The organism is Pseudomonas sp. 43NM1 (assembly GCF_002836905.1).
Lineage (GTDB): Bacteria > Pseudomonadota > Gammaproteobacteria > Pseudomonadales > Pseudomonadaceae > Aquipseudomonas > Aquipseudomonas prosekii.
The window spans coordinates 16825-31666 of sequence record NZ_MKGS01000014.1 but is presented as its reverse complement, the minus strand read 5'-3'; the positions used below and the strand labels follow the sequence as shown (position 1 = coordinate 31666).

Genomic DNA, 14842 nt, shown 5'->3' with positions numbered 1-14842 from the left:
GCTCCTACAGGAATAGTGTTGATCGCACGATCACCGCAAACCTGTAGGAGCGAGGCTTGCCCGCGAAGGCGTCAATTCTGACCGCGCAAAGTTGACTGTCGAGCACCAGCAGCCCAGTCTTCCCGTGCCATTTTTTTTGCAGAGGAATCACCCATGCCTTTCGCAACCCTGGACGGACAATCCCTTCATTACACCGATCAAGGCACCGGCCCGGCCGTGTTGCTGGCCGGCAGTTATCTGTGGGACCAACACATGTGGGCGCCGCAGATTGCCGCACTGTCGCAGCAATACCGGGTCATCGCGCTGGACCTGTGGGGCCACGGCCGGTCCGGGCCATTACCGGACGGCACGACTTCACTGGATGACATCGCCCGCCAGGCACTGGCGCTGCTCGATCACTTGGACATTGATCGCGTGACGCTGGTCGGCCTGTCGGTCGGCGGCATGTGGGGCGTGCGCCTGGCGCTGTCGGCACCACAACGGCTCAACGCTCTGGTGCTGATGGACACTTACGTCGGCGTCGAGCCGGAGCCAACCCGCCAATACTATTTCTCGCTGTTCAAACAGATCGAAGACACTGGCGTGATCGCGCCGCAATTGCTGGACATCGTGGTGCCGATCTTCTTCCGGCCCGGCATCGATCCGCAGTCGGCGTTGTATCAGGATTTCCGTGCTTCGTTGGCGGCGCTGCCGGCCGAACGCCTGCGCGAGAGCATCGTGCCGATGGGGCGGATTACCTTTGGGCGGGATGATTTGCTCGCGCGCCTGCCCGAGCTGGATGCAGCAACGACGTTGGTGATGTGTGGCGATCAGGACAAACCACGGCCACCCTCGGAAGCGCGCGAGATGGCCGGGTTGATTGGCTGCGAGTGTGTGCTGGTGCCGGAAGCGGGGCATATTTCCAATCTGGAGAATGCCGGGTTTGTGACTGAGACGTTGTTGAGGTTTTTGGCTGAAAGGAATTAGTAATTCATTCGGGCCCCTTCGCGGGCAAGCCTCGCTCCTACAGGGGATCGCATTCCCCCTGTAGGAGCGAGGCTTGCTCGCGATGGCGTCGGTGGGGGATTACTTGGGTCCGAGGATTTTCTGCAATTTGTCCGGCGACGGCGCGCCTTGCTGTTGCTGCAATTCGCCCTTGTCGTCCATGTAAAAAATCGCCGGGGTCGCTTGCAACTCAAGGTCGTCCATCAATTGCATGTTCGCCGCGAGTTTTGCCTGGATCGCCGGTGGCACGTCTTTCAAGGCTTTGAGCTTGCTTTGCTTGCCAGCCTTTTCGTGATCGGCCAACGCCTGGCTTGGGTCTTTGGCGGCGAGCAGCGCGGCGGATTTCGCCGGGCTGTCTTCGCGGATGATCCCGACCATGATGTGCCGCAACTGCACCTTGCCGGAATCGACCCACGGCCGCGCCTGTTCCCAGAACATGTTGCAGTAAGGGCAGTTCGGGTCGCTGAACAGGTAAACGATGCGCGGCGCATCTTTTTTGCCGTCGGCGATCCAGTTGCTCGCTTCCATCTTGCCCCAGACTTCCTTGGACATTGGCGCGTAAACCAGCTTCTGCAACGGCGCGCTGCTCAAGTCGTTGCCATCGGCGTCGTACAGGTTGCCGAGCAGCACGTGTTTGCCATCGGGCGTCAGGTACAGCGCCATGCCGCGGTTCTGATACTGCGCGGCGTAACCGCGCAAACCGTCCGGTGCATCGAACTGGCCGACGATTTTTGCACCTTTGGCTTCAATCTTCTTGATCGCCTCGGGCAGTTCTTCGGCGGCCTGCACCGCCGGCAGGTGCAGCAGCGCAGCACCCAGAGTCAGGGTCAGCAGATGGCGGAGGCGGGGCATGGCAGTTTCCTTGCAGAGGTAGTCGATGTGGCCGAGGTGGCAGGAGTGGCGGCGGTGGGCGTGTCGAACTTTTCCAGCGCGCGGGCCAGGCTGGCTTCCGACAACTCGCCCAGATGGCTAGTCAGCAGACGGCCGTCATTGCTATAGAACAGCGTAGTCGGCAATGCCATCGAACCGACGGCCTGACCCAAGCGTCCGCCGCGATCAAACAACACGTTGGACAGGCTCAAGCCCTGGGTTTCCAGGTAAGTACTGACGCTTTGCATGCTTTCGGCCTGGTTGACGAACAGGAAGGTCAGGTCCGGGCGCTGATGCTGGGCGTTTTCCAGCACCGGCATTTCCCGGCGACACGGCGGACACCAGGTCGCCCAGAGATTGATCACCAACGGGCCTCCTTGATAGTCGCTGAGTTTGACGTTTTCGCCAGCGGCATTGACCAACGTGACGTCCGGCAGGCGCGTGCCTTGCTCGTAAATGGTCAGGGAGAAGGTCGCGAGCAACCAGAACAGCAGGCCGCTGCCGGCGCCAAAGCCCAGTGGCCGACGCAAACCCGGCCGTCGCCAGCCGCGATACAGCGCCGCCAGCAACAGCACGATCACCCCCGGCCAGGCGAGGAAACCGCCATCGCGCAGATCGATGATCTGCCACGGATCGTTGCGGTAATGCGCCCAATAGGCGATCACGAAACTCACCCGCGCCGCCAACATGCCCAGCAGGAACAGGCTGAACAGCGCTGACTCGGGGTTCTCGCCGCCGCGCTTGGCCACCCGCCAACCGACGAAAGTCGCCAGCGCCAGGGCACTGATCAGCAGCAGGTGGTTAAGCGCAATGGCAAAGGTGCCGAGGGTAAGGGTCAGCATTAATGAGCATCTCGGGTGGTGGTCCAGCGTTGCAGGAAAGTCTGCGCATCGACTTCGCCGGTGATGCGCTGGCTGCGGCGTTCGACACCATCGGCGCCGATCCACAGCAGGCTCGGTGGCCCCGGCACTTTATAGCGGCCGAGCAGTTCGCGACTGGCGGCATTGTCGGCGGTGACGTCCAGCCGTAGCAAGCGCACATCTTTCAACGCGTCCAATACCTGCGGTTTGCCGAACACCTGTTTTTCCATGACCTTGCACGCTACGCACCAATCGGCGTAGTAATCCAGCAGCACCCATTGACCCTGAGCCTGCGCCGCATCGAGCTCGTTTTGCAGGGCGGCAGGGTTGTTGACCGTGGTGAAGGCGTCGTGGCCGACCGGGTTGGCGGCGTTGCCGGAAGCGGACGCGGTATACACCTGCAACGGTTTGAACAGGTCATCGCTGCCGCCCGCCGCACCGATCACCGCCAAACTGCCCCACAGACCGAGCAACAGCGCGCTGGCGCCGAACAGTTGGGCGACCCGGCCGAAACCCTCCGACTGTTTCCAGGCGCTGTACGCGGCGATCAACAACAATGCGCCACACAAACCGAGCCACAGCGATTGATCCAGCACCGGGCGCAACATGAACAGCGCGGTGGCGAGGAACAGAAAACCGAACACGCCTTTGAGCAGATTCATCCACGCGCCGGGTTTGGGCAGGAAACGGTTGCCGACGGTCACCAGCAATAGCAGCGGAATGCCCATGCCAATGCCCATGGCAAACAGGATCAGCCCGCCGTGCACGGCATTGCCGCTCTGCGCGATGTACAGCAGCGCGCCGGCCAGTGGCGCGGTCATGCACGGCCCGACCAGCAGCCCCGACAACGCGCCGAGCACGCCGGCACCGATCAGGCTGCCGCCGCTTTGCTGGCGCGAGGCGTGTTCCAGCCGATCGCGCAACGCCACGGGTAATTGCAATTCGAAGAAGCCAAACATCGGCAACGCCAGCAGCACGAATACCGCTGCGAAACTGCCGAGCAACCAAGGGTTTTGCAGGAGCGCCTGAAGATTGCCGCCCAACAATGCCGCCAGCACGCCCAGCGCCGCGTACACCAGCGCCATGCAAATCACGTAACTGCTGGCCAACGCGAAACCGCGTTTGGGCGAGGCGCCGCTGCCGACGATCAGTCCAGCGAGAATCGGCAACATCGGCAACGTGCACGGCGTGAACGCCAGCAACAGACCGAGGCCGAAGAACACCAGCAAACTCCAGCCCAACGCGCGTTGTTGCAGGTTGCTGGCCAGCGCTTGATCCGGTGCTTGCGTGGCGGCAATCGTCGCCGCCGCGCCACCGAGATCAATGACCTGGGTTTGCGGCGGATAACACAGGCCGGCATCCGCGCAGCCCTGGAAACCCACTTTGATCTGACCCGTCGCCCCGGCAGGAATTTTCAATTCCAGACCTTGGCGATAAACCGGCTGTTCGCCGAAAAATTCATCGCTGTGCGACTCGCCCTCCGGCAGCACCGGCACGTGCTCGGGCGCCAGGCCATCGAATTTCAGACGTTTCTGATACAGGTAATAACCGTCGGCGATCTGCCAATACAGCTGCATTTCCCCCGAGTCGAGGCGCTCGGAAGTAAAAACAAAGGCCTTTTCGACCGGCAGGAACTCGGGTTTGCTCTCAAACGGATTTGAGCCTGCGTGGGCGAAACTCGAGAGCAAGAGCATAAAGAGCAGCAAAAATCGACGCATGAGCTATCCGGTGCCGGTACAAGTGAGAGGCACGATGCTGGCCGACGATTAACCGGTGATTAATAGAAAGTTGCCGGACTGAATGAACAGCCCGGCAAACACGCATAACGCGCAAGTCAGCGATGAGTCATCGCCGGTTCAGATGCCGTGATAGGTCAGGCGGTTCTCCGACAGCGGCGGGTGTGTGTCCTTCCAGGTCTGCGCAAAACCCAGCGCCAGGTCGATTTCTTTTTGGCTCATTTCCTTGCCGAGGTCGGCGAGGAAAACTGAGGCGCTGTTGTGGAGTTGGTATTCGGTCGCCGAGTTGACCACCAGCCAGATCAGGCCATAGCTGAACGGATAACTCTTCGCGTAGCCGTATTCGGGGTCACGTCCTTCGCTATCGTGGCCCAGCGCATAGCCGTATTTGAGGACACCGTAGAGGTCATTCAGCGCGGCGGTCTTTTCCAGCCATTCGCGTCGCAGTGACGGGAATTGCGTCACTTGCGGGCGGTTGGTGTACCAGTTCATGGCGAGCGGAAAGTTGGCCGCAGCGCCCATTTGCAGCAGCCGGTCTATCGCCTCTGATGGTGTCTGGCCGGTCGGGACCAGGCTGTTATCCCGGTCGTACTCCAGCGCCAGAATGTACAAGGCTTCCGGGAATTTCTTGCCTGCCGATTTCTTCAGCCAGGTGATGTCCTTGGTCAGCTCGTACATCTGCAGCATGGCCTCGCCGTCACCCTGTGCGATGCGCGGCGGCAGCAGTTGCCGGGCTTTGTCCAGCGACGCACTGTCGCCCAGACGCAGCAGGGCGTAGACATCCTCTTGCGCGGCGGCCAGTCGATACCATTTTTTCGCGTCTTCGGTGATGGAACCCTGCTGGCGCCGCAGCACTTCAGCCAAAGCATATTGCGCCGCCCGGTCGCCGCCTGCGGCGGCAATGTTCAAGTAAGGCTCCGACGCCCGGAAGCTGCCGAGGTTGTAGAGTTCGAGGCCTTTGTTGCGGGCATTTTCCTGTAGCACGTTCAATTCGGCGATTAGCGCGGTCAGGCTTTTGAGCATATTGAAAAAAGCGGTCAAGTCATCTGTGTGCGGTTGCATGATCAATCCCTTCGTGTGAGTTGAGTGAGCTCCGATTCAGGGTATGGGCTGATGCAACGTCAGGTGCGGTACATATTTATCGCATTGCCAGCGGATTGCTCAGTTGCGCAATAAACCGGGCCAGGATACCTCGTCGACGATAATCGGCCCGGCTAACAGCCTGTTGGTCGGAATGTTGTAGCGCAGGTATTCATTGTTGGTCAGGAAAATATAGTAATGGCTGTAAGCGAATGTTCGATAATTTTGTACGGCGGTTATAATCCGGTCTTTATAAGGTGCCAGTCCTGGCCAGGTACTATCGTTGATAGGTTCATGCGTCAACTTATCGGTCACAAGGTTGAGCGATAAACTGTGGCCGTCGTTCATCAGGAAACGGAAAAAGCGCGGATTAGGCGACTTTTCCCACCAAGTGCCAGCAACGATGCGGTCGAAGTAGGGCAGCAGCGTATGCCAGATGGATTGACTGACAGGATAGGAGTTGGTGGCGACGTCATCGTCCTGGTCATACCTGCAGACCATCGGAATGCCGCCGTCATAATAGAAAAGCCACAAAATATCCGAATCAAAATCCAATGGGTGAGCGGGGTTGATGCCGGTAGTGGTAAATCCGAATCGCAAATCTTTCAGTTTGGAATGGACGGTGTTCCAGTTGCTCGAGCGGATAGCAGTTGGATAACCTTCAGGTACTTCGTTATCGGCGAGATTAAAACGCGAGTAGGTATTGGTGTCTTTGAAAAAGAAGTAGCAGCGATCTGCTCCCGAGCGCCAGTCAACGGCGACGACGTTATTTAAAGTTTGCATGTTTGATCCTTGGAAAGTTACAGGGCGTGTACAGTTTTATTAATTTGATGTGCGGTTGAATGGCGAGACTAGTGGGTTGTTTTACGAATTTATAGTTGCGATGTATTGAACTTTGTTTCTGGGTTCGCTGCTGTTGGTTGATAAGTGCTGGTGAAGTAAATTTGTTTGCGTTGCGCGTTTTTGCAGTTCAAGTCCGATGGATCGCAGCCGCCGGACACCGATCAGTTGTGGCCCTGACATAATTGCGGCTTAATCCTTCTCTGTTTGACTCGCCTTTTTTTCGGCTCAGGGAGCTCCCATGCACGTACTGGTTTGCGAAGACGATGAGCTGATCGCCAGCGGCATCGTCGCCGGTCTCACCGCGCAAGGCTTGACCGTCGAGCACGTCGCTACCGCGTCGTCGGCGCGGGCGATGCTCAAGGTCGCGGAGTTCGATGTGATGGTGCTCGACCTGGGCCTGCCGGACGAAGACGGCCTCAAACTGCTGCAGCAACTGCGCCACAATGGCCTCGAGTTGCCGGTGCTGATCCTCACTGCGCGCGACTCGGTCACCGACCGCGTTGACGGTTTGCAGGCCGGCGCCGATGACTACCTGCTCAAACCGTTCGACCTGCGCGAACTCGCCGCGCGTCTGCACACGTTGCTGCGGCGCGTGGCCGGGCGCAGCGTCAACCTGATCGCACATGGCGCCCTGACTTACGACCCGAGCAGCCGCGAAACCATGCTCGGCGGCAAGTCGATTGACCTGTCGCGCCGCGAGCAGGCGCTATTGCAAGCGCTGTTGCACAACCGTGGCCGGGTGCTCTCGACCGAGCAGTTGAAGGACAGCGTCTACGGCTTCAATGACGAACTGGAAAGCAACGCGCTCAACGTGCATATCCATCACCTGCGACGCAAGCTCGGCAACGGCATCGTCGAAACGGTGCGCGGTCTGGGTTATCGCCTCGGGCCTGCGGATGGCGGAGAGCAACCGAAGTGATGAGCCTGCGTTTGCGTCTGAGCCTGACCCTCGGCGCCGCTTTTGCGCTGATCTGGGCGCTGGCAGCAGCCTGGATGCTCAGCGACCTGCGTAACCAGATGATGTTTTCCCTCGACCAGCGCCTGGTCGCCTCGGCACGCATGGTCGCCGGGCTGATGGAGCAATTGCCGAAGTTGCCGACCAAGGGCGAAGGCACGCATTTCAGCGCTGAACAATTGAACGTCCCCGGTGGCATGGCCTGTCAGGTCAGTTCCCTGCGCGGGGAAATCCTCGCGCGCAGTCACACCGATCCGCAACAAACCCTCGAAGCGGAGAAGATGGGTTTCCACGATCAGATCATCGACGGCGCGCCGTGGCGCAGTTTCACTCTGGCGCGCGGCGATTTGCGCATCACCACGGCGGATCGGCAGATCGAGCGAGAAGCCCTGAACATGTCAATCCTGCTGGCCGCGTCGGTGCCGGTCGGCGTCGCATTGCTCGGTTGCCTGTGCCTGTTGTGGCTGGGCATCGGCCAAGGCTTGGCGCCGCTCAATCGCATGCGCGATGCCCTGATGCGCCGAAGCGCCGATTCTCTTGAGCCGTTGCAGATCCAGCCATTGCCCAGCGAATTGCAACCGTTGCTCGACACGCAGAATCAGCTGTTCCAGCGCATCGGCAAGACCATCGAGCGCGAGCGACGCCTGACCGGCGACGCCGCCCATGAACTGCGCAGCCCGCTGACCGCGATCAAAACTCACCTGCAAGTGGCGCGCATGACTGACGGCGCGGCGCGCGATCAATCGTTGGCGCGGGCCGAAGAGGGCGCCGACCGTTTGCACCGCACGCTGGAGCAATTGCTGTTGCTGGCGCGGGTCGAGGGCAGTTTGTCGTTTGATGACGGCGTGCAATGCAGCGCCGAGCAAGTGGCGAAACTGGCGATTCAGGATGCCGGCAGCGGCGATCGCCACCGTATCAAGTTTCAGTTGCCGAGCACGCTTTCCGCCGCGCCCGTGCAAATGCCGGCGGTGCTGTCGATTGCCGCGTTGCGCAATCTGCTCGACAACGCTTTGCGCCATACGCCGGGCGACGGCGCCGTGGAGCTGAGCGTGGAAACCACCGGCAGCCATGTGCGGTTTGTGGTCCGCGACCATGGGGCGGGGATTGCTGAAGAAAATCTGCAGCACCTGACCCAACGTTTCTGGCGCGACGGCCAGAGCACCGGTTGCGGCTTGGGCCTGGCGATTGTGCAGGCGATTGTTCAGCGCTGTGCCTGCACGTTGCACTTCGACAGCCGCCCGGATGGCTTGCGCGTCGAACTGACCATGCCGTTGCAAGCGATCTGATAAACACCGCACACCCCGGGAATCGGGTTGCACATCAAATGTAACTTCTCTCCATTGGCCATCCACGCGCTGTCGGGGCTATCTTTCCGGCAGCTTCGACTCAATGGATTGAGGGAACAGCGCCATGGATGCATCTCTGCACATCTGCAAGGCAACACCGGCCGACGTCGGCATCATCAGCCGCATCGTCGAGCGTTCGATTCGCCTGGGTTGCGCGCCCGATCACCGCAACGATGCGCAAATCGTCGCCAACTGGACCCACAACAAAAGCGCCGAACACATCCAGAACTGGCTGGCCGACCAACGGTTGCACCTGAGCGTCGCGGTACTTCAAGACAAACCAATCGGCGTCGGCATGGCCGCCACCAGTGGCAAGATTGCCTTTTGTTATGTGCAGCCGGAAAGCTTTCGTCGCGGGGCCGGACAGGCGCTGATGCACGACCTCGAAGCCTGGCTGCGCCTTCAGGGCTTGCCTGCGGCACGCCTCAACAGCACCGCCACCAGTGAAGCGTTTTTTCGGCGCCTGGGTTATTGCGTCAGCGCGCAAACCTTCAATGTGGCGGGGCTGCACGCCATCCCAATGCTCAAGACATTGGCGCCGCCGTCTTAGAAAGCTGATCGCGGGTCTAAATCCTCAAGCCTCTGATGCGTTTCCAGAACAGGAAAACCTGCAAGTGCGCCCCGTCACCGGAACGCGCGCCTGCCCGGTGTGCAGTTTTGGTCACTATTCACAGCGTATTGAGGGGTCGAGAGATGTCAGTCGCTACCAGCCTTATCGAAGATCAGCCGGCCCGGGTTGCCCCGACGCCTGCCGAGACGCTTTACCAGTTCAACGAATCGCCATTGCTGGCCCGGCAAAACCAGCAGGAATCGAATGCTCGCAGCTACCCTCGACGGATTCCCCTGGCACTCAAACGCGCCAAGGGCATTTATGTCGAAGACGTCGAGGGCCGCCGTTTCATCGATTGCCTGGCGGGCGCCGGCACGCTGGCGTTGGGGCACAACCATGCGGTGGTGATCGAGGCGATCCAGCAAGTGCTCAGCGATGAACTGCCGCTGCACACCCTCGACCTGACCACCCCGGTCAAGGATCAATTCGTCCAGGATCTTTTCGGCCTGCTGCCGCCAGCCTTGGCCGCCGAGGCGAAAATCCAGTTCTGCGGACCGACCGGCACCGACGCCGTCGAAGCCGCATTGAAACTGGTGCGCACCGCCACCGGACGCAGCACGGTGTTGTCGTTCCAGGGCGGTTATCACGGCATGAGCCAAGGCGCATTGAGCCTGATGGGCAGCCTGGGGCCGAAAAAGCCGTTGGGCGCGTTGCTCAGCAGCGGCGTGCAGTTCATGCCCTATCCCTACGATTACCGTTGCCCGTTCGGCCTCGGTGGCGCGCAAGGGGTGCAGGTCAACCTCAATTACCTGGAAAACCTGCTCAACGATCCCGAGGCCGGCGTGCAATTGCCGGCGGCGGTGATCGTCGAAGTGGTGCAGGGCGAGGGCGGCGTGATTCCGGCGGACCTCGACTGGTTGCGCGGCTTGCGCCGAATCACCGAGCAGGCTGGCGTAGCGCTGATCGTCGATGAAATCCAGAGCGGCTTCGCCCGCACCGGCAAGATGTTTGCCTTCGAGCACGCCGGAATCATTCCCGATGTCGTGGTGCTGTCGAAAGCCATCGGCGGCAGCTTGCCGCTGGCGGTGGTGGTTTATCGCGACTGGCTCGACACCTGGCTGCCGGGCGCACACGCCGGCACGTTCCGTGGCAATCAGATGGCCATGGCTGCCGGTTCGGCGGTGATGCGTTACCTCAAGGACAACAACGTCTGCGAACACGCCGCCGCCATGGGTGAACGCTTGAGCGAACACCTGCGCATCCTGCAGCGCGACTTCCCGCAATTGGGCGACATTCGCGGTCGCGGCTTGATGCTCGGCGTCGAGTTGGTCGACCCGACCGGCGCGCCGGACGTGCAGGGTCATCCGCCAGCGTTCGGCCGACTGGCGCCGCTGGTGCAGCGTGAATGCCTGAAGCGTGGCTTGATCCTCGAACTCGGCGGCCGGCATGGCGCGGTGGTGCGGTTCCTGCCGCCGCTGGTGATTACCGCTGCTGAAATCGACCGCGTCGCCGAGATATTCGGCCGTGCCTTGGTCGCAGCGACCGCCGGCCTGTAAATTTTCCGATGGCCTGAACGTTCTTTCTACATACCGGCTGCGCATGCCGCGCAGCCCACCCCTACAGCGATGGAGACACACCATGACGTCAGTATTCGACCGCGAGGACATCCTTTTTCAGGTCGTGGTCAACCATGAAGAGCAGTACTCGATCTGGCCCGATTACAAAGCCGTGCCACAAGGCTGGCGCACCGTGGGCAAGAGTGGCCTGAAAAAGGAGTGCCTGGCTTACATCGAAGAAACCTGGACCGACATGCGCCCGCTGAGCTTGCGTCAGAAGATGGACGAGCAAGCGGCTTTGACTCACTAAAGTCACCGCGTAACAAAAAGCCCGTTGAACCGATGAGGTCAACGGGCTTTTTCGAGTCTGGGATTTGTGTCGTCTGTCAGGCAGTCTTCGCGGGCAAGCCTCGCTCCTGCAGGAGATTGCGGTAGCCCTGTGGGAGATTGCGGTTCCCCTGTGGGAGCGAGGCTTGCCCGCGAAGAACGATAACGCGGACTATCTGACGTTACGCCCCACTCAACCCTTTAATCACCGAATCCACATTCCCTTCCAACTCGGCCACCGGATCCGCCGCATCGGTGCTCAGCACCACCAAGCGGCTACCCGATTCGGTAATGACCGCTTTCACCGCGTCCGACGGCTGACGATGATGCAGCACCACCGCGACGTCGTTGTCCTTGAGCGTTGCACCGAGCTTCTGCAGATCTTCTGGCGTCCACTCGGCATCCGGCCGCGCATCGACGCCGACCAGTTCCAGGTTGAGGCCGCCGATCAAGTAACCAAAATGATCGCTGAGGCTCATCACCGTCAGGTTGTCGGCACTCGCCAGGCGCGCTTCGCTGTCGGCGCTGAGCTTGAGCAGACGCTGTTTCAACGCCGCCAGATTCGCTTCGATTTTCGGCTTGGCGGTGGGCGCCAAACGCACCAGGTCGGCGGCCATCACGTCCGCCATGCGCCCCATGTTGTTGCTGGAAAACCACGGTTGACTGTTCAGGCCATCGACCTTGTTGCCCGGTTGCACGGCGATGCCGGGCAGGGCGCCGTCGACCGGGCGCGCGGCGTCGACTTCGACGATGCGGATATTGCTGCGGCGGGCAATCGGGTACAGCGGATCATCCGACCACAAGGAGCGCAGGCCGATCACCGCATCGGCGTCGGTCGCCAGTTTTGCCAGCGCCGGCGCGCCACGTCCGGTGAAGTAAGCGGTCTGGCGGCTGCCCGGCAAGTTGCCCGGCGCCGCACGTTCGAGGCTGACATCGGTGCCCTTGAGCAACACTTCGCCCAAGCCGTAGGTGATCGGCAACGACGCCAGCACGCGCAATGGCTTGGCGGCGTCCGCTGCAAAGGAGGTGTTGACCAGCCCGCACAGAGCGACGGCGAGGGTCAGTTGACGCAAATTGAAAGACATTTATCCGAGATTCCCTTTCAGGCTAGGAACGACGCCGCGCGCAATGGCGGACAGGGCGAAAGCGATACCGGCGACCAGAATGATCGCGGCACCGGACGGGATCGGCAGGTCGAAGACGATTGGCGCAAGAATGCCGCACAGGGTACTGACCGTGGCAATCGCCACCGAACACCAGAAAAACCCCTTCAGTGACTGGCTGAGCAATCGCGCAGCGGCGGCCGGAATCACCAGCAAGGCACCGACCAGAATCGCGCCGATGACTTTCACCGCCGCGACGGTGATCAGTGTCACCAGAATCACAAACAGGTAATCCAGGGTCTTCACCGCGACGCCGCGCACCGCCGCCAGTTGCGGATTGAAACTGGCGAGCATGATGCGGTTGTACAGCGGCAAGGCCAGCGCCATCACCAGCGAACCGACGATGGCCAGTACTAACAGGTCATTGCCATTCACCGTCAGCACCGAACCGAACAGCACGTTTTCCAGAATGTGCACGTTGATCTTGCCCGCGAGAATCAGCAGCAGGCTGGCGCCGAGTGCCAGCGACACCGAGAGGAACACGCCGATCAAGGTGTCCGGCGCCAGCCCCGTGCGGTTGCGCAGGTAATTGAGCAGGATGCCGAACAGCAAGCAGTAGCCGAACAGGCTGCCGTAAGGCCCGGTGTACGGTTCGCCGAGCAAAATGCCCACGGCGACACCGGTCAGCGCCGCGTGACCGACCGCTTCGGAGAAAAACGCGAAGCGCTTGACCACCACCAGCGTGCCCAGGCCACCAAGCACCGGACCGATCAGCAGACCGGCGAGCAGCGCGTTGACGACAAAGCCGTAGGCCAGGGCTTCCGGCAGATAACCGGACGACGCCCAACCCTGAACCATCAAACGAAAGGCTTCATAACTCATCAGACAGCGCTCCGTGGATGGGTCGAAAACAGTGTGAGCAAACGATCCGGCGTCAGTGCCTGCTCCGGCGTGGCGTCGAACAAGACGTGGCGATTGAGCCCGGTTACCCGATCCGCCAGACGCTTGACCGCTTCCAGGTCATGCTCGATCCACAGCACGGTGATGCCGCTCTGGCGCCAGTCGCCCAAGAGCCGTTCGAACACACGAATGCCGGCTTCGTCGAGGGCCGACATCGGTTCGTCGAGCACCAGCAATTGCGGGGCGGGGATCAACCCTTGCGCGAGCAATACACGCTGACGTTCACCGCCGGACAGCGCGCCCATGCGCCGTTTGCGTTTGTCCTGCATGCCGACCCGTTCCAGCGCTTCGCCGATGGCCGCTGCGTAATGTTTGCTCAAACCGAGGAACGCCGGGCGGCGCTGACACATCGCCGCCATGAAATCGTCGACGGTCATCGGCAAGCCGCGATCGAACTCCAGCGCTTGCGGCACGTAGCCGATGATGCCGGGCGCGCCGGGCCATTGCAGGCTCAAGCGCCCCTGATGCGGCATCTGCCCGAGCAAGGTCTTGATCAGCGAACTCTTGCCGCCGCCATTCGGCCCGACCAGGGCGTGCACGCTGCCGGGCTGCACCTGAAAGGTCACGTTGTCGAGGATCGTCGTGCGACCCAGCGTCAGGCTGACTTCGCTGAAATCCAGAGTCGGTCCCAACACCTGTGGCAGCAAGCTCGCTGCCACAGGGGGCTTGGTGTCAGTCAGGGTCGGGGGTTGTGAGCTGATGTTTTCTTTTGCCGTCATGCGCCCGACTCCTGAATCGCCCGGACCACGGTGTTGAGGTTGCCGGTCATCTCTTTTTCGTATTTGTCAGCGGTGTATTCGCCGTAGGAGATGTGCGACAGCGGGTACAGCTTGACTCCGGATTCGCGCTGAATGGTGTCGACGTACGAGGAGGGGAAATCCATCTCTGAGAAGATCACTTTGACGTCCAGATCACGCAGTTGGTCGATGGTCTTTTTCAACTGGCTCGGGCTCGGCTCGATGCCGTGGGCCGGTTCGACCACGGCGGTCACTTCCAGGCCAAATTCGCGCAGCAGGTAGTCATAAGCGGCGTGGACCGTGGCAACCCGCAGTTCGGCGTTCGGCGCTTCAGTCAGTTTGGCCAAGGCATCGGCGCGCATCTGGCGCAGGCGTTTGCCGTAGGCGCGGGCGTTTTGCGTGTAGGTCTTGGCGTTGTCCGGGTCGAGCTTGCCGAGTTCGCGGGCGATGTTGTTGACCTGGGCAATCGAGGCGCTGATCGACAGGAACGTGTGCGGGTTGACGACTTTGCCGGCACCGCGCGCGGCGACGCCAGTGGCGGCCAGCAGCGGTACGTTTTCGTTGGCTTCGATCACTGCGACGTTCGGCGTTTCACTGGCGGCGATCATGCGGTCGGCGAAGTCATCGTGACCGACGCCGTTGAGCACCACCACGTCGAGCCCGCTGATGCGCTTGATGTCTTCGGCGCGCGGCTCATACGCGTGTGGGTTGAAACCGGCCGGAATCAGCGGCACCACTTCAGCCTTGTCGCCGACGATGTTCGCCACGTAGCTGTAATAAGGGTGCAGCGTGATGCCGATGCGCAGGCGTTTGGCTTCGTCGGCGCTGGCCAGCGGTGCCAGCAGGCAGGCGAGCAAACCAACCAGGGTCAGGCGCAAAAATGAACGTAGAGATGAAATAGGCATGGGAAAGCGGTCTTCTCTCGGGTGAAGGCG

15 protein-coding genes are annotated in these 14842 nt (G+C 61.0%); 6 read left to right on the top strand and 9 right to left on the bottom strand.

Annotated features, from left to right (window positions below; all coding sequences use genetic code 11):
* Positions 1 to 153: 153 nt before the first annotated feature.
* On the top strand, positions 154 to 966 hold the full coding sequence (locus BI292_RS03440; RefSeq protein WP_101206997.1) for an alpha/beta fold hydrolase: 813 nt from the start codon (positions 154 to 156) through the stop codon (positions 964 to 966).
* A 99-nt stretch (positions 967 to 1065) separates the two neighbouring features.
* Here BI292_RS03440 and dsbG read toward each other — a convergent pair whose 3' ends face one another.
* The 5 genes from dsbG to BI292_RS03415 form a co-directional block, all read right to left on the bottom strand.
* Positions 1066 to 1836, bottom strand: coding sequence for a thiol:disulfide interchange protein DsbG (dsbG, locus tag BI292_RS03435; protein ID WP_092279642.1), 771 nt, complete (start codon positions 1834 to 1836; stop codon positions 1066 to 1068).
* On the bottom strand, positions 1812 to 2696 hold the full coding sequence (locus BI292_RS03430; RefSeq protein ID WP_101206996.1) for a TlpA disulfide reductase family protein: 885 nt from the start codon (positions 2694 to 2696) through the stop codon (positions 1812 to 1814). The genes dsbG and BI292_RS03430 overlap by 25 nt, the downstream gene beginning before the upstream one ends.
* Entirely contained in the window at positions 2696 to 4432 is a 1737-nt protein-coding gene (gene dsbD, locus BI292_RS03425; protein WP_101206995.1) for a protein-disulfide reductase DsbD, read from the bottom strand. Before dsbD ends, BI292_RS03430 begins: the two co-directional genes overlap by 1 nt.
* A 138-nt stretch (positions 4433 to 4570) precedes the next feature.
* Positions 4571 to 5512, bottom strand: coding sequence for a sel1 repeat family protein (locus tag BI292_RS03420; protein ID WP_101206994.1), 942 nt, complete (start codon positions 5510 to 5512; stop codon positions 4571 to 4573).
* 99 nt (positions 5513 to 5611) lie between these two features.
* The gene (locus BI292_RS03415; protein WP_101206993.1) at positions 5612 to 6313 is read right to left on the bottom strand and encodes a hypothetical protein; all 702 of its coding nucleotides are present in this window, start codon (positions 6311 to 6313) and stop codon (positions 5612 to 5614) included.
* Between the two features lie 298 nt (positions 6314 to 6611).
* On the opposite strand from BI292_RS03415, the gene BI292_RS03410 reads away from it, so the two are divergent.
* The 5 genes from BI292_RS03410 (at position 6612) to BI292_RS03390 (ending at position 11090) form a co-directional block, all read left to right on the top strand.
* Positions 6612 to 7292 (top strand): response regulator, encoded by a 681-nt coding sequence (locus BI292_RS03410; RefSeq protein WP_101206992.1) that lies wholly within the window; start codon positions 6612 to 6614, stop codon positions 7290 to 7292.
* The gene (locus tag BI292_RS03405; RefSeq protein WP_101206991.1) at positions 7289 to 8614 is read left to right on the top strand and encodes an ATP-binding protein; all 1326 of its coding nucleotides are present in this window, start codon (positions 7289 to 7291) and stop codon (positions 8612 to 8614) included. Before BI292_RS03410 ends, BI292_RS03405 begins: the two co-directional genes overlap by 4 nt.
* 124 nt (positions 8615 to 8738) lie before the next feature.
* Positions 8739 to 9224 (top strand): GNAT family N-acetyltransferase, encoded by a 486-nt coding sequence (locus BI292_RS03400; RefSeq protein ID WP_101206990.1) that lies wholly within the window; start codon positions 8739 to 8741, stop codon positions 9222 to 9224.
* Between the two features lie 143 nt (positions 9225 to 9367).
* Positions 9368 to 10780 carry an aspartate aminotransferase family protein gene (locus BI292_RS03395; protein WP_092279657.1) on the top strand — a complete coding sequence of 471 codons (1413 nt, stop codon included), beginning with the start codon at positions 9368 to 9370 and terminating at the stop codon, positions 10778 to 10780.
* A gap of 82 nt (positions 10781 to 10862) precedes the next feature.
* Positions 10863 to 11090, top strand: coding sequence for an MbtH family protein (locus tag BI292_RS03390; RefSeq protein WP_092279659.1), 228 nt, complete (start codon positions 10863 to 10865; stop codon positions 11088 to 11090).
* A 199-nt stretch (positions 11091 to 11289) separates the two neighbouring features.
* Here the strand turns inward: BI292_RS03390 and BI292_RS03385 are convergent, their stop codons facing one another.
* Genes BI292_RS03385 through BI292_RS03370 form a run of 4 tightly spaced genes read right to left on the bottom strand, consistent with a single transcriptional unit; the run spans position 11290 to position 14812 of the window.
* Positions 11290 to 12192 (bottom strand): metal ABC transporter solute-binding protein, Zn/Mn family, encoded by a 903-nt coding sequence (locus tag BI292_RS03385; protein ID WP_101206989.1) that lies wholly within the window; start codon positions 12190 to 12192, stop codon positions 11290 to 11292.
* Positions 12193 to 13092: a metal ABC transporter permease gene (locus BI292_RS03380; protein WP_092279663.1), complete on the bottom strand. Its 900-nt coding sequence runs from the start codon at positions 13090 to 13092 to the stop codon at positions 12193 to 12195. It lies immediately after the preceding gene.
* The gene (locus tag BI292_RS03375; RefSeq protein WP_256592610.1) at positions 13092 to 13889 is read right to left on the bottom strand and encodes a metal ABC transporter ATP-binding protein; all 798 of its coding nucleotides are present in this window, start codon (positions 13887 to 13889) and stop codon (positions 13092 to 13094) included. The genes BI292_RS03380 and BI292_RS03375 overlap by 1 nt, the downstream gene beginning before the upstream one ends.
* Complete coding sequence (locus tag BI292_RS03370; protein WP_092279667.1) at positions 13886 to 14812, bottom strand: metal ABC transporter substrate-binding protein; 927 nt, start codon at positions 14810 to 14812, stop codon at positions 13886 to 13888. Before BI292_RS03370 ends, BI292_RS03375 begins: the two co-directional genes overlap by 4 nt.
* Positions 14813 to 14842 lie beyond the last annotated feature (30 nt).